Raw genomic sequence first — 24,919 nt, 5'->3', positions numbered from 1 at the left:
CGACTATGCCAGGCTTCCTGAAAGAATTCTTTAGCCGAAACGGCATCGGCATGGGCGCCGCAATATTGGGTCTTGTCCTATTCTGGACTATTGGCCTGATCATTCTGCCCCAGCTGTCGATGCTGGATTTTTCCTTCCGTCCGAACCTGCCACCGCCCGAGATTGGCGGGCCCAAGGACGTCTATACGCTGGAGAACTACAAGTACCTGATCTATGGCCCCGAAGGCGGTAGTCAGTCCTATAATGCAGTCGACCTGAGGGTCTTTTTTCGCACACTGCTGGCCGCAGTCTGTGTGACGATCTTCAACCTGATCCTCTGCTATCCGATTGCCTATTATCTGGGCCAGTCCAAAGGCAACCACATTCGCATCTTCGCGATCATGCTGATCATCCCATACTGGATCAACGAGATTTTGCGCGCCTTTGCCCTGCGGATCATCTTTGGTGAGACCGGTGTTTTGAATACCCTGTTCGTGGGGCTGGGCATCTGGGATACGCCGTTTGACTTTATTCGCAATGACATCGCGCTCTATGCCGGTCTGGGTTATGCCTACATCCTTCTGATGATCTTCCCAATGTACAACGTGATCGAAAGTCTGGATAAAAACCAGATCGAGGCCGCGCGCGATCTTGGTGCGCCATGGTGGCGAATTCACTGGCGTGTGGTCATTCCTTACGCCAAACCGGGCATCAGCTCGGGCTGTACCATGGTGTTCATGCTAAGCGCCGGTGCGCTGGCCGCGCCGCAAATCCTGGGCGGACCGTCCAGCCTGTGGTTCACGCAGCTGATCTACCAGCAATTCAATGACAACAATGACTGGCCGCAGGGTGCCGCCTACGCCATCGTTCTTCTGGTGACCTGTATCCTGTTCGTGCTGGCGATGATGCGCCTGTTCAAGGTAAACATGGGGGATATCGGGAAATGAACAATTCCTTCCTTCGTGTAAGCATCTGGGTCTATCTGGTCATCTTTTTCCTGTACCTGCTGGGCCCGCTGGTAATCATGTCGGTCACGGCCTTCAATTCCTCGGCCTTCCCACGGATGACGCCGTGGGAGTGTCTGACCTTCCAGTGGTTCGGCGAGCTGTTTCAGGATCAGCGTATCCTGAACGGCATCAAGAACTCGCTGATCATTGGCGCCGGAACGGTTATTCTATCGGTGGCGATGGGTCTGGCCGGTGCGCTGATGCTGACCCAGATCTGGCCTAAGTTGCGCGCGACCTACTATACGATCATAATCGCTCCGATCCTGATCCCGGGTGTTGTTCTGGGCATCTCGACTTTGGTGTTCTGGGATCGGATCAACCGGATGCTGGGACTGGGTGCAGATAGCTTCCTGTCTAACGGTATCTTCCTGACGGTAATCGGCCAATCCACCTTTATTGCAAGCTATTGCATGTTGGTTCTGGTGGCGCGCCTGCAGCGTTACGATGTGGCATTGACCGAAGCGGCGTTGGACCTTGGTGCAACGCATGCTCAGGCTTTCCGCAAGATCCTGTTGCCCTTCATGCGTCCTGCGATCGCGTCGGCTGCAGTGCTGGCGTTCCTCGCCTCGTTCGAGAACTACAACACGACCACTTTCACCTTTGGTGAATACCCGACGCTGACGATCGAACTGGCCCAAAAAGTGCGGTATGGTATCACGCCCGCCATTTCGGCTCTGGCCTTCATCATCGTGGCACTGACAGTATTCTTTGCCTTGTTGAACGAAGCCAAGCTGAAGCGTCAGGAGCTGGTGGCCGCAGCCCGCAAGAGCGCCACAGTTGAGGAGCTGGCCGGCAAGATTAAGCTGCCCAGTTTCTTTGCTGGCAACATGGCGGCTGTCCTACTGGTTGTGTTTGCGGTTGCGACGATCACTGTCGTTGGCACCGCAACGGCCTACAACCCCGGCCAATGCATCGCCAATGTGAAAGAGCAGAAACGCGTGGAAGCGGAACAACGCATTCAAGAGCTGCGCAAGCAGCGCGAAGAACAGCGTAAGAAGCGCGAGGCCGAAGAAGTCGAACAAGGTGGTGCGCAGCAATCCACACCGAAACCATCCAACAACAGTGGTTTTGGCAATGTCTTCGCACCGAATACTCTGGGTGGGGACGCCGAGGAGGAGAGTTCAGACACTGAAACTCCCCCTTCAAACAACGGTGGCTTTGGGGGCGTGTTCGACCCCAACAGCCTGCAGACTGACCAGTAGGTTTTGATGCTAAATCCAAAACGTGCGCCCGGAGAGGTTATTACTCTTCGGGCGCGTCTTTCTGCGTGACAGCAACGTCACAGGCGTCAACGACGTCACCGTTCCATGCGACCGGTTGCGCATTGTAATTTATTAGGAAAACATGCGTGGCCGTCTCGCGACGGCGCAACCCTTTGGGCATCGGATATAGGGTAACCTCGGTTTTGCGCGCGGCCATTTCAACGACTCGGTCCCACAATGTGTCATCCGGGAAACCTGCCAGATACCAAAGGCGATTTTCACCCAAAAGCGCAGGGGTGCCATCTGCAAATGTCAGCAAATTGGGGGCAGTCCCCGAAACCCTGTCGATCCAATGTTGCGCCGCGCCGCCGCCTTCAACGCCACGGCGGATGTTAGGCGGCAGTGTCTCAACTAGGTCGACGTCGCATTTCAGACCGTTCAGACCGGGTCGTGCCCGGGGAATCTGGAAATCATGTGTGATCGCCCCGCTGCGTGGACCCAGGATGAGCAGATCACTGGCCTCCACCAATTGACGCTCCAAATTGTCGCTCACGGTGGCTATCCCCGGAGCAAGGATGAACTTGTAACCAACACGCGGAATGTTGGTTGAGGACACGAAGTCCACAGGCAAGCCCGCCCGCCGCAAGGCGCGATACGCCGAGAAAACCAGACGGAAATAGTCAAATCCCGCGCCCTGAGGCTGTGTCGACCAAGCCCAATCCGAGGCGTAGTCGAACAGGATGGCCACCTGGGCCTGTGTTTGCACAACGTTGCCTATTTCTGACAACGCGTCCGAAGTCAGCTTTGCCTCGGTCAGGGCCGGGGCAGGGCGGTTGTTGGGTGTCAGCAACCCCGCATGCATTTGCTCTTGTGCAAACGGGGCCTGCCGCCAGCGGAAATAGCTGACGACCTCTGCCCCGTGCGCCACTGCCTCAAGCGACCAAAGCTTAACCATTCCGGGTAGTGGTGCCGGATTGTATGGTGCCCAATTCACCGGGCCGGGTTGCTGCTCCATCACCCACCAACGGCCACGGCCGACCGCGCGATACAGGTCATGGTGAAATGCCTGCATGTCCGGGTCGCCCTGCTGAAGAAAGGCGGTTTTGTGCGCTTCATCCGCCTCAAGCCGGTCGGAGAGGAAGCCAATTGGATAGCTGTCCCATGTGGCGATATCCAGATCTTCGCCAACCTTGAAATGGTCGAAATCCAGCACTCGGCCCATATAATTGTGCAACAAAGGCGCATCGGTCAAAGCGCGCAGTATATCTGCCTGGGCTTTGTTATACGCAACGACCTGATCCGAACTGAAACGCCGGAACGCCAGAACATGCGCCGGGTTGGGTTCGGTCACTGTCAGATTGGGTAAATCAATCTGGTCGAAATCGCGATACTCCATCGCCCAGAATATGTTGCCCCATGCCTCGTTTAGCGCTTCAATGCTGCCGTATTGATCCTTTAGCCAAAGCCGAAAGGCATGCAGAGCGGCGAGGCCATAGCTGACTGTCGTATCGTGACAGCCATATTCATTGTCGATTTGCCAGGCCGCAATATGCGGGTTTCGTCCATAGCGCTCGCCCATGATCCGGGCGATGCGGGCGGATTCCTGGACATAACCCGGATGGCTAAAACAATAATGCCTGCGTGAGCCGAATTTTCGTGTATTCCCCTGCACATCCACTGCCAGCATGTCTGGGTGTTTCTCAAGCATCCACCGCGGAGGCGTCGCAGTAGGCGTCCCCAGCACAACCTTGAGCCCAGCCGCCCCAAGCGTTTCGATTGCACGGTCCAGCCAATCCAACTTCAGATCGCCTGGAACCGGCTCCATTCGGCTCCAGGCAAACTCACCGATCCGGACCCAGCTTATGCCAGTTTCAACCATTCGAGCCGCGTCTTCGGCCCACATGGCCTCAGGCCAATGTTCCGGGTAATAGCAAACACCAAGTTCTGGTTTCATAGAAGGACTCTGTGTTCTGCCTGGCCTGTGCCCGCGCCCAATGCGCCAAAGGTCATGCCATTGGTTGGTTGTGTTTCAACAGTGTCTGCGTCCAACCCCTGACGGGCAGTGGTGCAAAACAGCGTTGTCAGATCGTCGCCGCCAAAGGCGGGACAAGATGTATGTTCGGCCTGAAACGAAACGGCATGCCGAAACCGCCCGTTCGGGTCATAGCAAGCGACACGGTTTGCCCCCCATTGGGCGATCCAGATATTGCCTTCTGCGTCAACCACTGCTCCATCGGGGTAAAGGTCATCAGCGCGCAAGTCGAGAAACACCGTGCTATTGCCTTCGGGCCACCCCGTCTCAGGCTCCAGCGAGCAGCGCCTAACCTGTTGTGTGACTGTATCGGTGTAATAGACGCGGGACTTGTCTGGGGCAAAACAGATCGCGTTCGAGATTGTGACCTCGGGCACAAGCAGGCGTAGTTCGCCCTGCCAGTACCGATAGATCGCGCCCGCCTCTTGTTCGACGTTTTTTCCCATCGTCCCGATCCAGAACCCGCCCCACGGGTCTGCGCGCCCGTCATTGGAGCGGGTGACCGGGTTGTCCGCCTCAAGCGAGACGATCAGGTCTTTTTGACCACTGTCCAAACCAAACCGCCACAGGCCGGTTTCTGAGGCCATCACGATCGTATCCCGGTCCACCCAACCTGCCGCAGAGACATGTTCCGAAAACTGCCAGCTGTGTTGCTCAACCCCGCTCTGCGTCATCAAACGTTTGTTGATGATGTCAAACCAGAACAGTTGCTTGCGTTCAGGATGCCACAGGGGTCCTTCGCCAAGCTCACAAGGGCGATCATCAAAAACAAAGCTCATCCAGCCGCCTCGTCATAGGCAGCGACGATCCGCTTGGCCTGACCGGCAATTTCCGCGACGGACATCCCCGGTTTGAACAGGGCCGATCCGATGCCAAACCCGTCTGCCCCAGCCTTGATCCATTCGGCGAAGTTCTCAGGTCCAGCGCCACCAACGGCATAGACCAAAGTACCCGATGGCAATACAGGTCGCAGTGCAGCCAAACCACTTGGTCCGGCGGTGACACCCGGGAACAATTTCAATCCCGTCGCGCCAGCCTTAAGCGCGGCAAACGCCTCGGTCGGGGTATAGACGCCCGGCCAGCTTTGCATGTTAAGCGCGACAGAACGCACAATGACCTCGGCGTCATAATTCGGGGAAACGATCAGCTTACCGCCAACTTGCGAAACGGCCTCTGCCTGCTCGGGGGTCAGAACCGTGCCAGCGCCGATCAATGCTTGATCGCCGAATGAGCTGGCCAACGAATCAATGCTGTTCAGCGGGTCAGGCGAATTCAACGGCACCTCGATCTTGTTGATACCAGATTCGATCAGGGCATGACCTACATTGGCGGCTTCTGCCGGTTGCAAGCCACGCAAAATGGCGATGATGGGGCGGCTCATGCGGTTTGCCTCGTTAGTTTGCGGGCCTGTGCCAGACCTGCCAATGTGCATTGAGTTGCGTTAGCTGTGTCCACGAAAGCGCCCTGCAGTTGCAGCGCACGTGCGTAGATTTGGGACATCCCTTCAGCGCCGATGATTGCCAGCTGCTGCCCCAACCAGTAGGGGCGTGTTGCGCCCAACTCGGCCCCGATCAAAAGCCCGGATAACTTGGCTCGGGCTGTCCCCTTGTCCTGATTGTGCAACAAATCCGCCGCTCGCAGTCCGAACAGGCGCGCAGCCAATTGTTCGGGTTTGGACAACGCGTCTGCCGTAGCTTCTGCGAAGGCGTCGACGTCCCAGCCGTCACCGACCGAATGCTTGAGCACTGATTGCTCGGAGAGCAGTTCAAACATCTCACCTGTCATGAACGTTCGAAAGCTCACGACTTCTCCTGCGCTGATCTGAACCCATTTTGAATGCGTCCCGGGCAGGCAGATAACCCCGTCCCAGTTCGGGCGGGTTGCCAGAAAGCCAGATATTTGAGTTTCCTCACCGCGCATAACGTCTGGCGGTGCGTTCTGTTTGAGACCAGGCACCACAAATGCGCGTATCCGCGCATCGGTTCCCGGTACTCGTATAGGTGCATCCGGCAGCGGCGCTGACGGGACGGCCGAGTAGGGTGCTTCGACCCAACCTTGCCGCGCACCGACCATGCCGCAGGCCACAACGTCGACAGGTTCAGGACCCAGCCAGTCGGCGATCAGGTCAAGCAAGGCAGATTGAAACGCGTCTCTGCTCAGACGGGCCATTCCCCGATCAGACTGGGATTGCGCCAGTACGGTGTCGCCCTGCATGGCCCAGGCCCGCAGTTGGGATGTTCCCCAGTCGACGGCTATCCACTCTGCATTCATGGCCTTACCCCGTTACTACAACGCCGCCATCGACGGCCATGCACTGTCCGGTCATCGCGCGGCTGGCATCCGAGGCCAGGAACAATGTCGGTGCGATCATGTCTTCGGGCGTCAGGTGTTCTTTCAGGCACTGGCGCTCCAAATGCGCTGCCAGGTCATCCGGCGTCGCCCACATATCAAGTTGCTTTTGCGTCAAAACCCATCCGGGAGCCAGCGCATTGATACGGATTTTTTTGGGCCCCAACTCGCGCGCCAATGATCGCGTCATCCCGGTGATACCGGCATTCGACGTCGTGTAGATCGGGTACCCCGCATTCCCCATCATGTAGCTGATCGAGCTGAAGTTGACGATTGAACCGCCTTTGCCAGCCATTTGGCGTGAGGCTTCCTGACAGGCGAAGTAGTAGGCCTTGAGGTTCACCTCAATCATCCAGTCCCAGAACTCGGCGGTGGTTTCCTCAAGCGAGTGACGCTTGTCGTTAGCGGCGTTGTTGACCAACACATCCAAAGGTCCATGTGCCTTGGCAGCCTTTTGCATAGTGGCGTGCAGCAATTCGGTATCCGTCATGTCGCCCTGCATGAACAGCGGCGCGCGGCCATGTTTGTCTCGCATTTCCTCAACGAATGCGCTGGCGTCCGAGCGGCCGATAAAGGCAACGTTTGCGCCCTGGGCCAAAAAACCGTCTGTCAGTGCGGCCCCTACACCAGAGCCGCCGCCGGTAATGTAGACCGAGGCGCCGTTTAGATCGTGAAAAGTGGCTGGATAGTCCATCAGTGGCTCTCTCTGGTCACAAGGCGGGTGTCTTTGCCGACGAGGAAGTCTAGGTCCGCGCCCTGATCGGCTTGCAGCACGTGGTCGACATAGAGTTTCGCATAACCGCGCGTGTAGTGCGGATCATCCGGTTGCCACGCGGTGCGGCGGGATTCCAGTTCCTTTTCATCGACCAGCAGCTCCAATTCGTCCTTGCTGGCAGACACGCGGATACGATCCCCGGTTTTGACAAGGGCCAAGGTGCCTCCGGCTTGCGCCTCGGGACTGACGTGCAGGATCACCGTTCCATATGCGGTACCGGACATGCGGGCGTCGGATATTCGGATCATGTCGCGGACGCCTTCCTTCACCAGTTTGGCCGGGATCGGCATGTTGCCGACCTCGGGCATGCCGGGATAGCCCTTTGGGCCGCAGCCCTTCAGGACCAGAATGGTTTTAGACGTTACTGGTAGATCATCCCTGTCAATATTGGCTTTCAAGTCCTCGATGCTCTCAAAAACGTAGGCTTCGGCTTCTGTTTCCAGTAGTGCATCCGTCGCGGCCGAGGGTTTTACAATGGCCCCGTTGGGCGCGAGGTTGCCGCGCAGCACGCGCAATCCCGCGGCGGGTTTCACCGGATCGTCGATGGGGCGGATGACGTCGGGGTTAAAGCATTCTGCCCCCTCAAAATACGCCGAGATATCTTTGTTCAGAACGGTTTTTGCAGGGCGCAGGAAGGGTTTCAACTCGTTCAGAACCACGGGCACACCGCCTGCGTAACAGAAATCCTCCATCAGGTATTTCCCTGAGGGCATGCAGTTCACCAGCAGCGGGATTTCCGACCCGATTTCAAAGTCTTTCAGCGTCAGGTCTACGCCCACGCGGCCCGCCAGCGCGAGTAAATGCACCACTGCATTGGTTGAGCCGCCAACGGCTGCATTGGCCAGAATGGCATTTTCGAACGCTTCCTTGGTCAGGATGTCCGACGGCTTAAGATCTTCGTCCACCATCTCGACAATCCGTTTGCCGGTCAGGTGCGCTAGAGCCATCCGGCGGGCATCAACTGCGGGTAGGGCGGCGTTGGTCGGGAGGGACATGCCCATCGCTTCGACCAGCGACGCCATGGTCGAGGCGGTGCCCATGGTCATGCAGACCCCGGCGCTGCGTGACATACCGGATTCGGCGTTCATGAAGTCCTTCAGTGTCATCTCACCAGCGCGTACAGCTTCTGAGAATTTCCAAACATCCGTGCCCGAACCAATGTCTTTTCCCTGGTACTTCCCGTTCAACATCGGGCCAGAGCTGACCACGATAGAGGGCAGATCTACCGAAGCGGCCCCCATCAGCTGCCCCGGCGTGGTCTTATCGCAACCACCCAGCAGAACCACACCGTCGATGCCATAGGCGCGGATGGATTCCTCGACATCCATCGCCAGCAGGTTGCGGAACAGCATGGCGGTGGGCTTCATCTGGGTTTCGCCCAGTGACATCACCGGGAATTCGACCGGAAACCCTCCGGCCTCCCACACGCCGCGTTTGACACCTTCAGCCAGATCACGCAGGCCCGAGTTGCAGGGCGTGAGTTCCGACCAGGTGTTGCAGATACCGATGATCGGGCGACCATCGAACGCGTGATCGGGAAAACCCTGGTTTTTCATCCACGACCGGTGGATGAAGCCATCCTTGTCCAGCTTGCCATACCAATGCTGAGAGCGGCGTTTCTTTGTCATTGTTTTTCAGCCTTCTTAAATTGGGATCAGGCCGCCTTGGCGGGTTTGCACCAATCTGGCAACCAATCGGCATGTGCCACCAACAGGTCACTAACCAAGTTGCGGATCTGACGCAGGTCCAGTTCAGCGGCCGTATGCGGGTCCATCATGGCGGCGTGGTAAATGTATTCTGGGTTCTGCTCAACCAATGCCCGCACAGTCAGTTCCTGGACGTTGATCTGGCTGCGCATCAGCGCGATCAGCTGGGGCGGAATACCTGTTACGACCGAAGGTTGGACGCCGTTAGTGTCCACAAGGCAAGGTGTTTCGACAGCCGCGCCAATGGGGAGTTGAGGGATCTGTCCAGTATTGGGCAGGTTCCCATACGCCACGTAGGGCGTATCAGTCACGATCGCATTCATTAGGTCGGCGGCGAACTCATGGCTTCGGATCACTTCAATATCACGCCCGTCGGTCAGGGTCTTAGCCTGTTCTTTCCAACTGGCGATCTGTTCTTCGCAACGGGTTGGGTATTCATCCAGCGGGATGCCGAACTGCTCAATCAGGTCCTGGCGGCCATCTTTGATGAACCATGGAACGTACTCCGCCAAGTGTTCTGAACTTTCCGTGCAGAAATAGCCCAGATGTTCCATCACCTCATATCGCACCTTGTTGGGGCAACGCGGCATCAAAAGCGGTGGTTTGGGAATTTGCCCGCCGGCATACCTTTGCCGCAACGCCGGGTAGAGGTCGCGCCCTTCATGTTCCAGCCTCAGGAAAAAGGCCACGTGGTTAACGCCTGCCACCTTGTAGCGGAACTCGTCCTTGGGCAGGTCCAGATCGTGAGCAAGTTCTTCAACGGTGTTTTGGACAGAGTGACACAGGCCGACATGTTTCAGCGCCGGGAAACGTTCTGCCAGCGCCCATGTGTTGATCGCCATCGGGTTCACGTATTGCAGCAGCGTTGCGTTTGGGCAGAGCTGCATCATGTCTTGTGCAACGTCCCACAACACAGGAACCGTGCGCAGGCCTCGCATGATGCCGCCGACGCCCAGGGTGTCAGCGATGGTCTGGCGCAGGCCGTATTGTTTGGGGATCTCGAAATCCGTCACCGTGCAGGGTTTGTAGCCGCCGACCTGGAAGGCGGTGATAACGAAATCGGCACCTTCAAGCGCGGCGCGCCGGTCGGTATGTGTAGAGACAGATGCCCCTGTTCCGACAGAGCGGATCATCGCCTTGGCGACGGCCTCGCTTTCGGCAAGGCGCACGGGATCGATGTCCATCAACGCAAAGTGGCTGTCGGCCAGTGCAGGTGTCAGCAGGGCGTCGCCCACGATGTTCTGCATGAAGATCGTGGAACCCGCCCCGATAAAGGTGATCTTGGTCATGTGGCAAACCTTTGGTTTGACGTTATTTTACGGCACCGAGGGTCAGGCCCGCGATGAAGTGTTTCTGCATGAGGAAGAACATGGCCACCGGCGGCAGAGCCGCGACGATGGAGCCGGCACTCATTAATTGATAGGCCGCCCGAAATTGGGCGTTAAAACTGGTTATACCTGCTGTCACGGGTTGGCTTTCCGCACCCTGGGTCAAGACGACAGCCCAGAAGTAGTCGTTCCAGATGAAGGTAAAAATCAACACACTGAGGGCCGCGATCGCCGGTTTCATCAGCGGCAAGACCACGTACCAGAAAATGCGCCATTCACTGATGCCCTCAACGCGAGCTGCCTCAATCAGTTCGAAGGGCAGGGCGCGGATAAAGTTGCGCATGAACAACGTGCAAAAGCCCGTCTGAAAGGCGATATGGAACAAGACGAGGCCGGTTTTGGTGTTGTAGAGACCCAACTCCAACGTCAGGTCGCGCACCGGAACCATTAGAATCTGGAACGGGACGAAGTTGCCCGCAACAAACATGAAAAAGATCCAGATGTTTGAGCGGAATTTATAGATCCCCAGTGCAAACCCGGTCATGCAACTCAGCGCAACGGCACCGATCACTGTTGGAATGGTGATCATGAACGAGTTCAGCAAATAGCGTGGCATGTCCGAGTTGAAGAATACCTGCCCATAGTTGTAGGCACCCTCAAAGCTGGACGGCATCCCCCAGTAGTTTGCGTTGGTAAAGTCGGCTGCCGGCTTGACCGAGAACAGTGCCACCGCCAGCAGGGGGCCGAGCCACAGCAGCAGTGCCAGGGGCAGCATCGCCTGGTAGGTGATCTGAGCCCCGCGGGGTTGTTTTTCGATGGGTTTGGGAAACATCTTAATGCCCCCTTTCTTCGCGGTACATCGACCACAGGAAATAAGCGATGAAGCACAGCATGATCAGGAACAGGATCACAGCGATGGCGGCGCCATATCCCATGCGGAAGCCGTATTCTGACAGCGCGACTTCGAACATGTAATAGGCAAGCACACGGGACGAGCCGAACGGGCCACCCTGGGTCATGATCGAGATCAGATCGAAAGACCGAAGCGCGCCGATGATGGTGACAACGAAAGCAATGAAGGTGGCGGGGCGTAGTTGAGGCAGGATGATATGCCACAGCATCCGCCCGCCTTTTGCACCGTCCAGACGTCCGGCCTCGATCTGTTCAGGATCCACAGCGTTCAGGCCTGTGAGATACAGGATCATGCAATAGGCCGTTTGCGGCCAGAGACCGGCAAAGATGATGCCGTAGGTGACGAAACGCTCATCCCCCAGAACATTCAGCGGGCCGAAGCCGAAAAAGCCCAGGAATTCGTTCAACAGGCCGAAAGTAGGGTCATAGAACCACGTGAAAACGAGTCCAACCACGACCTGAGAGATTACAAAGGGGAAGAAGAACAGCGACTTATAGAGTCGAATGCCCCAGACGGTTTGATTCAGGAACAGAGCAATGAACAGACCAGCTGGGATTGCCAGCAGGTACATGATCAACCAGATCAGGTTGTTCTTCAGCGATATGTAAAACGCGTCGCGGTCGGCCAATTCCCAATACAGGTCTTCGTAGTTGCGAAAACCCACATATTCCGCTGCGCCAAGCCCATCCCATTCGTACAAGGACAAGTTGAACGATTGGAACACTGGAATGATCACATAGACCATGAAGAACAGCAGACCCGGGGCCAAAAATAGCCAGGGCGCTATGCGCTGTTGATTTCTGTGGAACCAGCTTTCTTGTTCAGGGACATCGACGGCTGACATGCGCTCACTCGGTTTTGGATCAAAGAAGTAAGTCGGGTATGCACCCGCCTTACGCACGAAGTGGTGCAGGCCGGGCAAAAGCCCGGCCCGACCGGTTTAGTTTTCGTAGATACGCTGACGTGCGCGTTCCAGTTTGGACAGGATACGGTCAGCATTGTCCGGCTTGACCATGAATTCCTGGAACCCTTCCATCGACACCTTCGCCATTTCCGCAGGTGCGTCACGATCCCAGAACTGGGCGACGCCACCGGGGCTGTTGGCGGACAGCATCTTAAAGCCTTGCTGCAGGAACTTGTCTTCATCAACAGACGATTGAGCGTTCACAGGCAGCTGGCCCAGGTTCGCGCCGTTGTTGATCTGAGTTTGCTCATCCGCGGAAACGGCAAAGCGCAGGAACTCACGCGCGGCTTCTTTATTCGATGCGTTGGCCGGGATGTGGAAGGTATCAGTTGGCGCATCTTCCGCCAATTCTACATCCGGGTTGATAGAAACGAACTGATAGAAGTCCAATTGGTCGTCGGTCAGTCCCGCTTCGCGCAGCGGCGCAACAGCAAAGTTACCCATCAGGTACGCGGCGGCTTCGCCGTTCACCATGAAGGGCAGGGCCTCTTGCCAGCTGTACGTCTGATGGTTGTCGACGAACGCGCCCATGTCGATCAGCTGTTTCCAGTTGGCGAAGGTCTGCTTGACCCGGTCGTCTTCCCAGCTGATTTCGCCATTGGCAAGCTGGTTGTGGAAGTCAAACCCGTTGGTGCGCATGTTCAAGTAGTCGAACCAGCCGCCAGCGGTCCATAGGAACTTGGTGCCGATCGTATAGCAGGCGCGACCGGAATCTACGATCTTCTGACAGTTCGCCAGCTCTTCTTCCCAAGTCGTTGGCTCGGTCAGGCCCAGCTCGTCAAAGATGTCTTTGCGATAGTAAACACCCCACTGATAGTAGGTGTAGGGTACACCCCACTGCTTGCCGTCGATGGTCATCGCACCTTTGGTCGATGCCAGATTTTCGGCGATCTCAGGTTCGGCCCACAAGTCCGATACATCTTCGAACAGGCCTGCCTCGACGTAGGGCTTCATGCGGTTTGCCGCATACCACGTCGCCACGTCCGGCGTATCCGCAGTCAGGAAGTTGCGGATCTGGGTCTTGTACGCCTCGCGGTCGATTACTGTTGTTTCGATCTCCAGTCCCGGATGCTGTTCCGCAAAACGGTCGATCATTGCCTCCATCGTCGCGCGCGGCGCCGGGTTGGAGGTATCGAGAAAGATTCTCAGCTCACCGGTCAGTTCGGCGGCGACAGGTGCGGCAAGTGCGACACTGGCTGCCAAAGCGGCGGCAGTGCGCTTGTATATGGAATGCATGGTTTCCTCCCTTAGCTTCCATTTTATACTTTTTCAGTTCCAAATAATGAAACTGTGTTTTATATATTGAAAACTACACATCAACTCGGTTAGTCTTGTCAAGACCCTCGTGCCGATTGCGATGGGTTAATTGGAGGAGAACAGGCATCCGTGGCTGGTGACGGAACAATAGGAAAAGCATGTGATGTGCTGGATCAGGTGGCTGCGTTCGCGCGCCCGGTTCGATTCGCAGAGCTGTTGGAAAGCAGCAATTTCCCAAAGGCGACCCTGTATCGGTTCCTGCAAACGCTGACCAATCAGGGAATGCTTTCGTATGATCTGGACCGACAGACATACACGCCTGGGTTGCGATTGGTTCGGCTGGCTCATGCAGCGTGGACACAAAGCTCGCTCGCGCCAATTGCGCGACCTTTTCTGGATGCATTGAGCCGGGAAACCGGGGAAACGGTGCATTTGGCACAGCTAGATTCAAATCAGGTGCTGTACGTGGATAAACGCAATGCGGCCCAGCCGATTGAGATGTATTCGCAGGCTGGCAAGGTCGGCCCGGCCTATTGCACCGGCGTCGGTAAGGCCATGATGGCGTTTTTGGATGAGGCCGCGCTGAACCGCGCAGTGTCCCAGCAAAGCTACCACCGCTTTACCGACAAGACACTGACCTCGGAGGCGGCGTTGCGTGCCGATCTCGACCTGATCCGCAACCGTGGCTATGCCGTCGATGACGAAGAGCATGAGCCCGGCATCATCTGCATTGCCTGTCCTATTCTCACCTCGGGCGGGCGGATGTTGGGGGCGATTTCCGTGACCGGATCGACCGAACGGATGAATTTCGACCAATTGGAAACCTGGGTTCCCCGTGTTCGCCGTGTGGCCGAACAAATCGGAGCCGAAGCACAGGCCTGGCGATTCCCTGAGACCCGTCCCAGTGCCGACACAGACAGGATGCAAGCAACATGACAGGTGTGACTCTGAACCAGGCGATCAAGCGGTATGGCGAGACGCAGGTTATTCACGGCATTGATCTGGAGATCGAAGATGGAGAGTTCTGTGTCTTCGTCGGACCTTCGGGCTGTGGCAAATCCACTTTGCTGCGGATGATCGCGGGCCTTGAGGAAACAACCGAAGGGCAAATCCATATTGGTGCCCGCGAAGTGACCCATATGGATCCGGCCAAGCGTGGCGTGGCCATGGTGTTCCAGACCTACGCCCTTTATCCACACATGACTGTGGCTGAGAATATGGGTTTTGGTTTGCGCATGAATGGCGTGGAAAAGTCCGAGATCAACAAGAAAGTGCAAGACGCTTCGACCATCCTCAAGTTGGATCAATACCTTAAGCGCAAACCCAAAGCCCTGTCTGGCGGTCAACGCCAGCGGGTCGCCATCGGGCGTGCCATCGTGCGGGGGCCCGAGGTGTTTTTGTTCGACGAGCCGCTGTCCAACCTCGATGCTGAATTGCGGGTCGAAATGCGGGTTGAAATTGCGCGGCTGCACAATGAAATTGGCGCGACCATGATTTATGTGACCCACGATCAGGTCGAGGCGATGACTATGGCCGACAAGATCGTTGTGCTGCGTGACGGTCGGATCGAACAGGTCGGCGCGCCGATGGATTTGTATCGCGACCCAGACAATCGGTTTGTGGCGGGATTTATCGGGTCACCAGCCATGAATTTCCTTGATTGCGACATCGTCGATGGAAAGGTTTCGCACCCGGCTCTCAGCGAGCCGCTGGATGTGCCTGTAAACGTACCGGCAGGGATGAGTAAAGTGACCCTTGGCATACGTCCGGAACACATCACAGTGGATCGGGCAGGCGATACTTGCACGGTTGATCTGACCGAAGCGCTTGGCGGTGTCAGCTATACGTATCTGCTGACGCCCAATGGCGATAAGCTGATTGTCGAGGAACGAGAAGATCAGCGCAGCAAACAGGGTGAACGCATCGGGCTGTCAGTGCGACCGGAACGCGCGATGCTGTTCGATCCCGAAACAGGTCACCGCCTTCGCTGAAAAATCCATTTTGTAATTTGAGCGCGCCCGATCATCGATCCGGCGCGTTTTCAATTTTTCTGGATTTTGTATCCAATATCCGTTATGGCGATTCTAAAAGCGTGTGTAACCGCCCAGCCATCGAGGAATTTACCAATGTCGACCAATGTGTTTACCGGCACGATGCCCGCTCTGATGACACCATGCAAACCCGACCGGACGCCTGACTTTGATGCGTTGGTGCACAAAGGAAAGCAGATGATCGACGCGGGTATGTCCGCGGTGGTCTACTGCGGTTCAATGGGTGATTGGCCCTTGTTGACCGATGCACAGCGGATGGAAGGTGTCGAGCGTTTGGTCGACGCGGGTTTGCCAGTTGTGGTCGGGACCGGAGCCATCAACACCAAATCCGCCGTGGCCCATGCCGCCCATGCACAAAAGGTAGGTGCCGTTGGCCTGATGGTCATTCCGCGCGTTCTGTCCCGCGGCAGTTCATCTGCCGCGCAGAGGAACCACTTCAAAGCGATCTTGTCAGCCGCCCCCGATGTTCCGGCGATCATCTACAACAGTCCGTATTATGGCTTTGCTACGCGGGCTGACCTGTTCTTTTCTCTGCGCACAGAACATTCAAATCTGATTGGCTTCAAGGAATTCGGCGGCAAAGACGACCTACGATATGCAGCCGAGAACATTACCTGTCAGGATGATCAGGTAACCCTGATGGTGGGTGTTGATACCGAGGTCTTCCACGGTTTCGTAAACTGCGGCGCAACCGGGTCGATCACCGGGATTGGCACAGCCTTGCCGCGCGAAGCGCTGTTGCTGGCTGCTTTGTCCAAAAAAGCGGCGCAAGGCCATGCTGAGGCCCGCCGGCGCGCGCTGGAACTGACCGAAGCGATTCAGGTGCTTTCCAGCTTTGACGAAGGCCCGGATCTGGTGCTGTATTACAAGCACTTGTTGGTCCTGAACGGGGAACAGGAATACCGATTGCACTTTAACGAAACGGATGAGTTGACGGATGCACAACGTAACTATTGCGAACAGCAATATGATCTGTTCCAGACTTGGTATGCCGATTGGTCGAAACAGGGTGGGGTGATCGCTGAATGCACGTGATCGACAGTCACACAGGCGGCGAACCGACGCGTGTCATACTGGATGGCGCGCCCGATCTAGGCTCTGGGCCGTTGGCGGAACGAGCACAGCGGCTGGCGACAGAGCATGAGGCGTTCTATCGCTCTGTCATGTTAGAGCCGCGCGGCCAGCCAGCCATGGTCGCTGCGTTACTGGTCGAGCCGGTTGATCCGACATGCGTGACTGGTGTGATCTATTTCGATGTCGATGCCGTTTTGGGCATGTGTGGGCACGGAACCATCGGTCTGGCGGTCACATTGGCTCATCTGGGACGAATCGACGTGGGCCAACACCGGATCGAAACGCCTGCCGGGGTGGTGACGGTCAAGTTGCACGATGCAAACACCGCAACCGTGATCAACATTGAAAGCCGCAGAATTCATCAGGCCGTTACACTGGATGTCGCGGGCTATGGCCATGTCACAGGCGACGTTGCATATGGCGGCAACTGGTTCTTCATCGTTGATCCCAGCCCGATCCCGGTCGAGTCTGCCAATATTCGCCAACTGACGGATATGACGGTCGCCATCCGAGAGGCTTCGATCACGCGCGGGGTTGGCGGCGAAAAAGGCGAACCAATTGACCACGTTATCTTTCAAGATGATTCACCAGATCCGTCAGTTCACAGTCGCAATTTCGTTCTGTGCCCCGATGACAATTATGACCGCTCACCGTGCGGAACGGGCAGCTCGGCCCGACTGGCCTGTCTGGCGGCGGACGGGCGCTTAGCGCCGAGTCAGGAGATCATCCAGCAAAGCGTGATTGGCAGTTCCTATCGGCTGTCCTACCAGCCCGGGCTAAACGGGGGTGTTATCCCCTCGATCACCGGACAAGCATTCGTCATGGCCGAAGCGACGTTGTTGTTCAACGATAACGATCCTTTCAGAGCCGGGATCGAAACATGACCTTACAAGTCGTTGTCAGCGGCGCCGGAGTAATTGGGATTACGACCGCGCTCGAACTGCAACGACGGGGCCATTCCGTGCTTGTCTTGGATCGCAAGGGCATCGCGGCTGAAACATCAGCCGGTAACGCGGGGGCGTTTGCCTTTTCTGAGGTCGAACCACTGGCCACGCCCGGCATCATGCGCAAAGCACCGAAGTGGATGTTGGATCCGTTTGGCCCACTATCTATCCCGCCGGCCTACGCCTTGAAAATTGCGCCGTGGATGTACCGGTTTTGGCGCGCCAGCCGACCGGACCGCTATGAAAACTTGCTTGGTGCACAAGCCAGTTTGATGGCGTTTTCCAAAACTGCGCTTGATCAACTGATATCTACCGTCGATGGCGAGCACTTGCTGCAACGCGATGGGCAGATGCAGTTGTATGAAAGCGAGGCTGAATATCGCGCCAGTTTGCCGACATGGAAATTGCGGCGCGAACACGGGATCGAATTTGAACTGCTTGAAAGCCCGGCCGCAATTGCCGAGATGCAGTCGGGACTCAGCCCTCGGTTCACCCATGCCGGATTTACGCCGAACTGGCTGAACACTGTTGATCCAAAACGATGGGTCGAACACCTTGCTGAGGTTTTTCAGGGTCGCGGCGGTCGGATTGAACGGAAAGATATCCGAACCCTGTCACCGCAGGAAAATGGTGTGCGGGTCGCATGCGCGGACGGAACAATCGAAGCGAGCAAGGTGGTGGTTGCCGCAGGTGCTTGGTCTCATCACATCGTGCAAACATTGGGCGATCGCATTCCACTGGAAACCGAGCGTGGATACAATACGACTTTGCCGGAAGGCGCATTTGATTTGCGTATGCACCTAACATTCTCGCGCCACGGCTTTGTTGCCAGCAAAATAAATGGTGGCGTGCGTGTAGGGGGGGCCGTCGAACTGGGCGGGTTAACCTTACCGCCAAACTACAAGCGCGCCGATATTTTGTTGGAAAAGGCGGCGGCGTTCCTGCCTGGACTAAAAACCGAAAGTGGCACGCAATGGATGGGGTATCGTCCATCGTTGCCGGACAGCATTCCGGTGATCGGCCCGTCTCGTAAATCGGCGGATGTCGTTTACGCATTCGGGCACGGGCATTTGGGCCTGACCCAATCTGCGGGAACTGCGGAACTCGTCGGGGCGCTGGTCGATGGGCAAGACCCACCAATATCATTATCGCCTTACGCCGCCACCCGATTTTAAGGAGGGGATATGCGCAGCATTAAGACCATTCATGTCGTGTCGGCCCATGCCGAAGGCGAGGTCGGCGACGTCATCGTTGGCGGCGTCTCGCCGCCGCCCGGTGACACGATCTGGGAACAACGGACGCATATTGCCAACAATCAAACGTTACGAAATTTCCTACTGAACGAACCGCGAGGCGGTGTGTTTCGTCATGTCAATCTTCTGGTTCCGCCCAAACATCCGGATGCCGATGCCGCCTTTATCATTATGGAGCCCGAGGACACTCCACCCATGTCTGGTTCAAACTCGATCTGTGTTGCCACGGTATTGCTGGATAGCGGGATCATCTCGATGCAAGAACCCGAGACAATTCTGACGCTTGAAGCGCCCGGAGGCCTGGTTCGCGTGCGCGCTGAATGCCGGGACGGCAAGGCAGAACGGATCCACGTGCAGAACCTCCCCAGTTTTGCGGGCAAGCTCTCTGTCCCGTTAGAGGTTCCGGGTTTGGGCACGCTGACTGTTGATACGGCTTTTGGAGGCGACAGTTTCGTGGTTGTAGATGCCGCTAAGCTGGGGTTTGACATAACCCAAGACGAAGCGCGTGAAATCGCCCGGACCGGCGTTACAATTACGAATGCCGCCAATGCCCAATTGGGGTTCTCGCATCCCGAGAACCCAGATTGGACCCACATTTCCTTTTGCGCTTTTTGTGGCCCGCTTGAAAAGACGCCGACTGGTTGGCGCGGTAAATCTGCCGTTGCCATCCAGCCCGGAAAGGTGGATCGCTCGCCCACTGGCACAGCAGTATCTGCGCGCATGGCGTTAATGGCGGCCAAAGGGCAGATGACGGTTGGGCAAACCCTCGAGGCCGTCTCGATCATTGGCTCGCGCTTTACCGGGAGAATTGTTCGGGAAACGCAAGTTGGTGCCCAAACCGCTATCATTCCAGAAATCAGCGGGCGCGGATGGATCACCGGAACCCATCAGCACATGCTTGATCCAGACGACCCTTGGCCGGGTGGGTATCGGTTGAGTGACACTTGGGGCGTTTGATCAATCTCGGTGATTGCTCTTGTGTCTTTTCCGTTTCATTACAGAAATTTGGCGACGCCTTTCCTTGAGTATAGGTTCTGGATTGCCGCCTTAAGGTGAGTGCTTTGAACAGATTGGAGGTGTAATGCACATTCGTCTTGCCGCCTTGGCTATTGTGATCTCCACGTTGTTGCTGTCCTTCAATTCACCATCAAAATCCGGACCGAATTACACGCTGCTAGCCCAGTCATGCCTTGGCAACAAAGGCGGCACGGCGCATGTGATCGCGGCCTGCACAATTTTGATGAATGGCGAGGGTGTTACCCCAGAAAACCGGATCACATTGCTGAAATCTCGTGGTTGGGCTTACTACAGCGGCAAACAGTACGAAAAGGCAATTTCGGACTATACCAGTGCTTTGGCTCTCGCTCAGAACGACCCACGTTTAACTTTGTGGCGTGCTATTGCCTATAACGCGGCGGGCGACGTCCAATCTGCTGAAGTAGCGTATGAAAGAGTTTTGTTGCTTGCCCCAAGCAGCACTGACGCTTTGTTTCACAAAGCTCAGTTCGACAGGGGCCGGGGAAACACTCTAGCCGCCATTCAAGGGTTGGAGAAGGTTCTGGAACTCGACCCGAGCTATGGGGATGCGGGAACAGCACTGATCAATGCTCACTACGACGTAAACGGACATGACGCGGTCGAACAGTTTCTGACACAAGCTGAACAGCGCTGGACCAATCAATCATGGGTGCATTTGTCTCGTTTAATCTACGATCTGAAATTCACAGGTGACCATGAAAGCGCTCTTACGGCATCTGCGGCGCTCGCTCGGCTGGAGCCTGGCGAAAAATACGAGTTGTTTATGCCAGCCATGATACATCTGAAAATCGGCGACGAAGACAAAGGCATTGAATTTGTAAACGAATATGCAGATTACGCTGTTCAGCGAGACTGGGCCGAAATGGATTTCTACAAGCGGATGGTATCGCAAAACCTCGAATTGGTATGCTTTGGGTCAAGATGAAGAGTGGTTGCACCGCTACATGCTGCTTGCTGCCTTTGGCAGGCCGGACCTTGCCATGTCCGTACTCCAAGGTTTCCTTGAGGAAACCGGAGAAAATGGTCGCTACATTTTGATACTAGTCATGCGAAAATTCGGAACCTCGGTTCCGCGCGAGGCGGACGCCGGTTCTGTTGAGCATTTGAACGCCGCAATCGCAGATTACCTCGGTCAACTTGAAAAACAAAGCGGCTTCATGGCGTACGAGCTGCCGGAAAAAGTAGCGCCAGTAATGACCCACACAACCGGTGCTCAGTAGTTTTGGCTATAACCTCTATCCACATTCTCATACCCGTGGCAATTTGCGCCCCGTTTAGACGATTGATCCCAAGCCAATCGTGATTTATGGGAGACCTTGTCAACACAGAGTCACCGTTGGGCGGTAGGTTGAACACGCCCATCATTAGCCACCCGTTTGTGGCACACTCTAGGATCGCACGCCCCGAAAGGCTTAAAAAAGGTAAAAGAATATGGCAGATAACTCAAACTTCGACATATTGTATACCATTGTAGACGAAGCGCCCGAACTGGCCAGCGCATCGTTTCTGCCCATCATTCGCAAATTTGCCTCTGCGGCGGGTGTCAGTGTCGGAACCAAGGACATTTCACTGGCGGGCCGTATTCTGGCAACGTTCCCCGAGAACCTGACTGACGCGCAACGCATCACCGATGATCTCGCGGCTCTCGGCGAGTTAGTGAAAACTCCGGATGCAAACGTCATCAAACTTCCCAACATCTCGGCGTCGGTCCCGCAGTTGGTGGCGGCAATCGAAGAGTTGCAGTCGCAAGGATATGACATTCCGAACTACCCCGAAGAGCCGTCGACCGATGAAGAAAAGGCGATCCGTGCGCGTTACGACGCTATCAAAGGCTCGGCTGTGAACCCGGTACTGCGCGAAGGTAACTCGGATCGTCGCGCGGCGCGTGCGGTGAAGAACTATGCTCAAAAGAACCCGCATTCGATGGGGGAGTGGGCGTCGGACAGCAAAACCAAAGTGTCGTCGATGTCTGGCAATGATTTCTACGCTAACGAGAAGTCCGCCACCATTACCGCCACTCAGGCGGGTGATGCCAAGATCGAGTTCGTCGGCAAAGGCGGCAGCGTCACTATCCTGAAAGACGTCTGGCCGCTGGCCGAGGGCACAGTTGCTGACGCCACTTTCATGTCCGTCAAGGCGCTGTCATCCTTCCTGACAGATGCGATTGAGGACACCAAGAAAGACGGCACCATGTTCTCGCTGCACATGAAAGCCACGATGATGAAGGTCTCGGACCCGATCATCTTTGGCTTCGCGGTCAAAGCCTGGCTGGCCCCGGTATTCGAAAAGTTCGGCGCTGAACTGGACGCATTGGGTGTGAACCCGAATTCCGGCTTAGGCGATTTGCTGGAACGTGTTCAGGGCAATGCCGATATCGTGGCTGCCATCGAAGCGATCAAAGGTGATCGCCCGTCCATGTATATGGTCGACAGTGACAAAGGCATTACCAACCTGCACGTGCCGTCAGACGTGATCATCGACGCCTCGATGCCCGCTATAATCCGGGCAGGCGGAAAAGGCTGGAACGAGGCTGGTACCAAGGGCGACACCAATTGTGTGATCCCCGACCGCTGCTATGCATCAGTTTATGATGAGAGCATCAACTTTTTCAAAGCCAATGGCGCGCTAAACCCTGCAACTGTCGGTGCTGTCGCCAACGTCGGCCTGATGGCGCAAAAAGCGGAAGAATACGGTTCGCACCCAACAACGTTCCAAGCGCCGGCCGACGGTGCCATCCGTATCGTTTTGGCCAATGGCGAGACGCTGCATTCGCATAGCGTTGAAAAAGGCGATATCTGGCGCGCCTGCACTGTGAAGAAAGCTCCGATCGAAAACTGGATCCAGTTGGCCATGGACCGTCAGCGTTTGGCCGGATCCGAAGCGATCTTCTGGCTGGATGCAAACCGCGCCCATGACGCGGAGCTGATCAAATACGTCAAACCGGCACTCGAGGAAGCTGGCGTAGCCGACAAGTTCCTGATCATGGCTCCGCGCGAGGCGACCCGCCAGTCGTTGGAAACCATTACGGCAGGTAAGGACAGCATCGCTATCACGGGCAACGTGTTGCGCGACTACCTGACTGACCTGTTCCCGATCCTGGAACTGGGCACGTCGGCCAAGATGCTGTCGATTGTGAAGCTGATGAATGGCGGTGGTCTGTTCGAAACCGGCGCGGGTGGGTCCGCTCCGAAACACGTGCAGCAATTGGTCGAGGAAAACCACCTGCGCTGGGACTCGATGGGTGAGTTCTGTGCCTTGGGTGAATCGCTGAATTTCCTGGCCGACAACAAAGGCAACGCCAAAGCGGGTGTTCTGGGTGCTGCGGCCGAAACGGCCACGCAAGGCATACTAGACAACAATAAATCGCCCAGCCGTAAAGTTGGGCAGCCAGATAACCGTGACAGCCACTATTGGTTCGCACGCTATTGGGCTGAGGCTCTGGCCGTGCAATCGGGTGATGCTGTAATGGCAGCAGAATTCGCGCCGATTGCAAAAGAGCTGGCGGATAAAGAAGATCAGATCATGTCTGAGCTGGCGACCGCTCAGGGTGCTGCCGCGGATCTCGGTGGATATTATCACACCGATCCTGCCAAGACCGCAGCGGTAATGCGCCCCAGCGCGACACTGAACGCGATCATCGGCTGATAAACAGTACCCACCTTTTGCGGCGTGGGTATTTTCGGATTGATGAGATCAATAGAAAAAAGGGCCGACCCCCAAAGTCGGCCCTTTTTTGAGTGAGTGGTCAGGCCGAAGCCTCACGGTGTAGTTGATTTCACGTTAACTAATCCACGAGTTTTGGAAATTAGGGGATTCCCGTACTTTTGGGAATTTTGGGCGCAACCTGTAGCTAAACCGCCTGTATTAAACGAAAAAGGGCCGGTCAAAAGACCGGCCCAATTCGTTCGAAAAGTCGAATGATCAGTTAGATGCAGCGTTCAGCTTTTCGTTTTGTTCGCGAAGGGTGTCCGAGATAATCGCGTACCACTCGCCGGACTGACGCATTTCGTTCAGGCCCTTGTTCATCATCGCAATGTACTCACGTGCGAACGGGTTGGTGCGGTGCGCAAGAAAGCTCATCGAGGACAAGGTCGACACATAGGGGTTTTCGACCAGATCTGTCGAAGTCAATCCCATGTCATTCATGGTCGAAGCGAACAGATCGACTTCAAACGCAGCGACATCCGCTGTGCCGGTCAGAACGGCATCCAGGCATTCGCGAGCAGAGTTAGGTTGGACCACATTCGTATTTTCGCGGTTTAGTCCGACTTCTTCCAGGACCACCATGCTCCAACCTGACATGCGGCAAATGGTTGAACCCTCAAAGTCTTCGAACTTTGTCGCGCTTGCATAGTCGCTTTCCGGCAGAGTGAAGAAGCCACCTACGATGTCGTATACGGGGACAGAAGCCACGAATTGGGTACACCGTGCTTCAGTTTCGGACGACCATTCGTATGTGCGGTTCGTACAATCCGGGACGGTCCAGGCGATTGAAATGTCGAACGCGCCCAGCGGCAACAATGTGTCCAGATGCGAGCTCCAGTCGTCGACAAAGCTGACGGAGTAATCGCGGCTGTTGCCTGCACGCTGAAGACTGGTTGTTGCCAGACGGGTCATAATACCTCCGCCACCCAGTGCTTCACTCGTGAAGGGTTCCCAACCGTTACCCGCCACCATTTTGATTGGGGGGGCATAAACATTTGATCGCTTGACGCTTGCCGCGCGTTGCTCTTCTGCTGCGATCAGTTCCTGCGCGGACTGGCCGTTTGGCAGGCTACCATCCTCACAGGGCAAGGCCAGAACCAGGCCTGGCTCAAGTGCGTTTGGGTTGGTGATGATGTTACGGTTCGCGTTAAAGATCGGCTGATAGTTCGACGTGCCGTATGCCGCGATCGCAATGGTCGCCATCGTGTCGCCGTCCGCAACTGTATAATTGGTACAAGCTTCTTGCGCAGCGGCGGCACCGGCGCTCAGAGCGGTGACGGCGGTTGCCGACAGTACAACTTTCCTTAGGTTCAATTCAAACATGTCCACTTCCTCCAGACTT

Annotated in this window: 22 protein-coding genes; 11 read left to right on the top strand and 11 right to left on the bottom strand. The window is 56.2% G+C overall.

Annotated elements, in window-relative coordinates; translation table 11 throughout:
• Positions 1-5: 5 nt before the first annotated feature.
• On the top strand, positions 6-926 hold the full coding sequence (locus RUA4292_RS05220; protein WP_058276643.1) for an ABC transporter permease: 921 nt from the start codon (positions 6-8) through the stop codon (positions 924-926).
• Entirely contained in the window at positions 923-2,188 is a 1,266-nt protein-coding gene (locus RUA4292_RS05215; protein ID WP_058276642.1) for an ABC transporter permease, read from the top strand. The genes RUA4292_RS05220 and RUA4292_RS05215 overlap by 4 nt, the downstream gene beginning before the upstream one ends.
• Before the next feature lie 40 nt (positions 2,189-2,228).
• Here the strand turns inward: RUA4292_RS05215 and RUA4292_RS05210 are convergent, their stop codons facing one another.
• From RUA4292_RS05210 to RUA4292_RS05165, 10 genes are all read right to left on the bottom strand, one after another.
• Positions 2,229-4,142, bottom strand: a complete 1,914-nt coding sequence (locus RUA4292_RS05210) for a beta-galactosidase (protein WP_058276641.1) — start codon at positions 4,140-4,142, stop codon at positions 2,229-2,231.
• Complete coding sequence (locus tag RUA4292_RS05205) at positions 4,139-4,999, bottom strand: SMP-30/gluconolactonase/LRE family protein (protein ID WP_058276640.1); 861 nt, start codon at positions 4,997-4,999, stop codon at positions 4,139-4,141. The genes RUA4292_RS05210 and RUA4292_RS05205 overlap by 4 nt, the downstream gene beginning before the upstream one ends.
• Positions 4,996-5,601: a 2-dehydro-3-deoxy-6-phosphogalactonate aldolase gene (locus RUA4292_RS05200; protein ID WP_058276639.1), complete on the bottom strand. Its 606-nt coding sequence runs from the start codon at positions 5,599-5,601 to the stop codon at positions 4,996-4,998. The genes RUA4292_RS05205 and RUA4292_RS05200 overlap by 4 nt, the downstream gene beginning before the upstream one ends.
• The gene (locus RUA4292_RS05195; RefSeq protein WP_058276638.1) at positions 5,598-6,491 is read right to left on the bottom strand and encodes a 2-dehydro-3-deoxygalactonokinase; all 894 of its coding nucleotides are present in this window, start codon (positions 6,489-6,491) and stop codon (positions 5,598-5,600) included. Before RUA4292_RS05195 ends, RUA4292_RS05200 begins: the two co-directional genes overlap by 4 nt.
• Positions 6,492-6,495: 4 nt before the next feature.
• Entirely contained in the window at positions 6,496-7,263 is a 768-nt protein-coding gene (locus RUA4292_RS05190; RefSeq protein ID WP_058276637.1) for an SDR family NAD(P)-dependent oxidoreductase, read from the bottom strand.
• Positions 7,263-8,972 carry an IlvD/Edd family dehydratase gene (locus tag RUA4292_RS05185; protein ID WP_058276636.1) on the bottom strand — a complete coding sequence of 570 codons (1,710 nt, stop codon included), beginning with the start codon at positions 8,970-8,972 and terminating at the stop codon, positions 7,263-7,265. The genes RUA4292_RS05190 and RUA4292_RS05185 overlap by 1 nt, the downstream gene beginning before the upstream one ends.
• Positions 8,973-8,998: 26 nt before the next feature.
• Positions 8,999-10,339 carry an alpha-glucosidase/alpha-galactosidase gene (locus RUA4292_RS05180; RefSeq protein WP_058276635.1) on the bottom strand — a complete coding sequence of 447 codons (1,341 nt, stop codon included), beginning with the start codon at positions 10,337-10,339 and terminating at the stop codon, positions 8,999-9,001.
• Positions 10,340-10,361: 22 nt separating this feature from the next.
• Complete coding sequence (locus RUA4292_RS05175) at positions 10,362-11,210, bottom strand: carbohydrate ABC transporter permease (RefSeq protein WP_058271994.1); 849 nt, start codon at positions 11,208-11,210, stop codon at positions 10,362-10,364.
• 1 nt (position 11,211) lies between these two features.
• Positions 11,212-12,135 carry a carbohydrate ABC transporter permease gene (locus RUA4292_RS05170; protein ID WP_058271993.1) on the bottom strand — a complete coding sequence of 308 codons (924 nt, stop codon included), beginning with the start codon at positions 12,133-12,135 and terminating at the stop codon, positions 11,212-11,214.
• 96 nt (positions 12,136-12,231) lie between these two features.
• Positions 12,232-13,491 carry an ABC transporter substrate-binding protein gene (locus tag RUA4292_RS05165; RefSeq protein ID WP_058276634.1) on the bottom strand — a complete coding sequence of 420 codons (1,260 nt, stop codon included), beginning with the start codon at positions 13,489-13,491 and terminating at the stop codon, positions 12,232-12,234.
• A 150-nt stretch (positions 13,492-13,641) separates the two neighbouring features.
• Here RUA4292_RS05165 and RUA4292_RS05160 point away from each other — a divergent pair, with 150 nt between their 5' ends.
• The 9 genes from RUA4292_RS05160 (at position 13,642) to RUA4292_RS05120 (ending at position 23,517) form a co-directional block, all read left to right on the top strand.
• The gene (locus RUA4292_RS05160; RefSeq protein ID WP_058276633.1) at positions 13,642-14,448 is read left to right on the top strand and encodes an IclR family transcriptional regulator; all 807 of its coding nucleotides are present in this window, start codon (positions 13,642-13,644) and stop codon (positions 14,446-14,448) included.
• The gene (locus tag RUA4292_RS05155; protein WP_058276632.1) at positions 14,445-15,503 is read left to right on the top strand and encodes an ABC transporter ATP-binding protein; all 1,059 of its coding nucleotides are present in this window, start codon (positions 14,445-14,447) and stop codon (positions 15,501-15,503) included. Before RUA4292_RS05160 ends, RUA4292_RS05155 begins: the two co-directional genes overlap by 4 nt.
• A gap of 135 nt (positions 15,504-15,638) precedes the next feature.
• Complete coding sequence (locus RUA4292_RS05150; protein WP_058276631.1) at positions 15,639-16,598, top strand: dihydrodipicolinate synthase family protein; 960 nt, start codon at positions 15,639-15,641, stop codon at positions 16,596-16,598.
• Entirely contained in the window at positions 16,589-17,521 is a 933-nt protein-coding gene (locus RUA4292_RS05145) for a 4-hydroxyproline epimerase (protein WP_058276630.1), read from the top strand. Before RUA4292_RS05150 ends, RUA4292_RS05145 begins: the two co-directional genes overlap by 10 nt.
• On the top strand, positions 17,518-18,756 hold the full coding sequence (locus RUA4292_RS05140; RefSeq protein WP_058276629.1) for an NAD(P)/FAD-dependent oxidoreductase: 1,239 nt from the start codon (positions 17,518-17,520) through the stop codon (positions 18,754-18,756). Before RUA4292_RS05145 ends, RUA4292_RS05140 begins: the two co-directional genes overlap by 4 nt.
• A gap of 9 nt (positions 18,757-18,765) precedes the next feature.
• Positions 18,766-19,791, top strand: a complete 1,026-nt coding sequence (locus tag RUA4292_RS05135; protein WP_058276628.1) for a trans-3-hydroxy-L-proline dehydratase — start codon at positions 18,766-18,768, stop codon at positions 19,789-19,791.
• A 124-nt stretch (positions 19,792-19,915) separates the two neighbouring features.
• Entirely contained in the window at positions 19,916-20,797 is an 882-nt protein-coding gene (locus RUA4292_RS05130) for a tetratricopeptide repeat protein (RefSeq protein ID WP_058276627.1), read from the top strand.
• 55 nt (positions 20,798-20,852) lie between these two features.
• Positions 20,853-21,092, top strand: a complete 240-nt coding sequence (locus RUA4292_RS05125) for a hypothetical protein (RefSeq protein ID WP_145974873.1) — start codon at positions 20,853-20,855, stop codon at positions 21,090-21,092.
• A 211-nt stretch (positions 21,093-21,303) separates the two neighbouring features.
• The gene (locus RUA4292_RS05120; RefSeq protein ID WP_058276625.1) at positions 21,304-23,517 is read left to right on the top strand and encodes an NADP-dependent isocitrate dehydrogenase; all 2,214 of its coding nucleotides are present in this window, start codon (positions 21,304-21,306) and stop codon (positions 23,515-23,517) included.
• Positions 23,518-23,793: 276 nt separating this feature from the next.
• Here RUA4292_RS05120 and RUA4292_RS05115 read toward each other — a convergent pair whose 3' ends face one another.
• Positions 23,794-24,900, bottom strand: a complete 1,107-nt coding sequence (locus RUA4292_RS05115; RefSeq protein WP_058276624.1) for a transporter substrate-binding domain-containing protein — start codon at positions 24,898-24,900, stop codon at positions 23,794-23,796.
• Positions 24,901-24,919 lie beyond the last annotated feature (19 nt).

It is taken from the genome of Ruegeria atlantica, assembly GCF_001458195.1.
GTDB lineage: Bacteria > Pseudomonadota > Alphaproteobacteria > Rhodobacterales > Rhodobacteraceae > Ruegeria > Ruegeria atlantica.
The sequence above is the reverse complement of the archived record's forward strand: the minus strand, read 5'-3'. Positions and strand labels throughout refer to the sequence as shown.

What these genes read in the sequence shown, in the direction of transcription:
- RUA4292_RS05220 (WP_058276643.1), top strand. Translation starts at nt 6, where the DNA reads ATGCCAGGCTTCCTGAAAGAATTCTTTAGCCGAAACGGCATCGGCATG.
- RUA4292_RS05215 (WP_058276642.1), top strand. Translation starts at nt 923, where the DNA reads ATGAACAATTCCTTCCTTCGTGTAAGCATCTGGGTCTATCTGGTCATC.
- RUA4292_RS05210 (WP_058276641.1), bottom strand. Translation starts at nt 4,142, where the DNA reads ATGAAACCAGAACTTGGTGTTTGCTATTACCCGGAACATTGGCCTGAG.
- RUA4292_RS05205 (WP_058276640.1), bottom strand. Translation starts at nt 4,999, where the DNA reads ATGAGCTTTGTTTTTGATGATCGCCCTTGTGAGCTTGGCGAAGGACCC.
- RUA4292_RS05200 (WP_058276639.1), bottom strand. Translation starts at nt 5,601, where the DNA reads ATGAGCCGCCCCATCATCGCCATTTTGCGTGGCTTGCAACCGGCAGAA.
- RUA4292_RS05195 (WP_058276638.1), bottom strand. Translation starts at nt 6,491, where the DNA reads ATGAATGCAGAGTGGATAGCCGTCGACTGGGGAACATCCCAACTGCGG.
- RUA4292_RS05190 (WP_058276637.1), bottom strand. Translation starts at nt 7,263, where the DNA reads ATGGACTATCCAGCCACTTTTCACGATCTAAACGGCGCCTCGGTCTAC.
- RUA4292_RS05185 (WP_058276636.1), bottom strand. Translation starts at nt 8,972, where the DNA reads ATGACAAAGAAACGCCGCTCTCAGCATTGGTATGGCAAGCTGGACAAG.
- RUA4292_RS05180 (WP_058276635.1), bottom strand. Translation starts at nt 10,339, where the DNA reads ATGACCAAGATCACCTTTATCGGGGCGGGTTCCACGATCTTCATGCAG.
- RUA4292_RS05175 (WP_058271994.1), bottom strand. Translation starts at nt 11,210, where the DNA reads ATGTTTCCCAAACCCATCGAAAAACAACCCCGCGGGGCTCAGATCACC.
- RUA4292_RS05170 (WP_058271993.1), bottom strand. Translation starts at nt 12,135, where the DNA reads ATGTCAGCCGTCGATGTCCCTGAACAAGAAAGCTGGTTCCACAGAAAT.
- RUA4292_RS05165 (WP_058276634.1), bottom strand. Translation starts at nt 13,491, where the DNA reads ATGCATTCCATATACAAGCGCACTGCCGCCGCTTTGGCAGCCAGTGTC.
- RUA4292_RS05155 (WP_058276632.1), top strand. Translation starts at nt 14,445, where the DNA reads ATGACAGGTGTGACTCTGAACCAGGCGATCAAGCGGTATGGCGAGACG.
- RUA4292_RS05150 (WP_058276631.1), top strand. Translation starts at nt 15,639, where the DNA reads ATGTCGACCAATGTGTTTACCGGCACGATGCCCGCTCTGATGACACCA.
- RUA4292_RS05145 (WP_058276630.1), top strand. Translation starts at nt 16,589, where the DNA reads ATGCACGTGATCGACAGTCACACAGGCGGCGAACCGACGCGTGTCATA.
- RUA4292_RS05140 (WP_058276629.1), top strand. Translation starts at nt 17,518, where the DNA reads ATGACCTTACAAGTCGTTGTCAGCGGCGCCGGAGTAATTGGGATTACG.
- RUA4292_RS05135 (WP_058276628.1), top strand. Translation starts at nt 18,766, where the DNA reads ATGCGCAGCATTAAGACCATTCATGTCGTGTCGGCCCATGCCGAAGGC.
- RUA4292_RS05130 (WP_058276627.1), top strand. Translation starts at nt 19,916, where the DNA reads ATGCACATTCGTCTTGCCGCCTTGGCTATTGTGATCTCCACGTTGTTG.
- RUA4292_RS05125 (WP_145974873.1), top strand. Translation starts at nt 20,853, where the DNA reads ATGTCCGTACTCCAAGGTTTCCTTGAGGAAACCGGAGAAAATGGTCGC.
- RUA4292_RS05120 (WP_058276625.1), top strand. Translation starts at nt 21,304, where the DNA reads ATGGCAGATAACTCAAACTTCGACATATTGTATACCATTGTAGACGAA.
- RUA4292_RS05115 (WP_058276624.1), bottom strand. Translation starts at nt 24,900, where the DNA reads ATGTTTGAATTGAACCTAAGGAAAGTTGTACTGTCGGCAACCGCCGTC.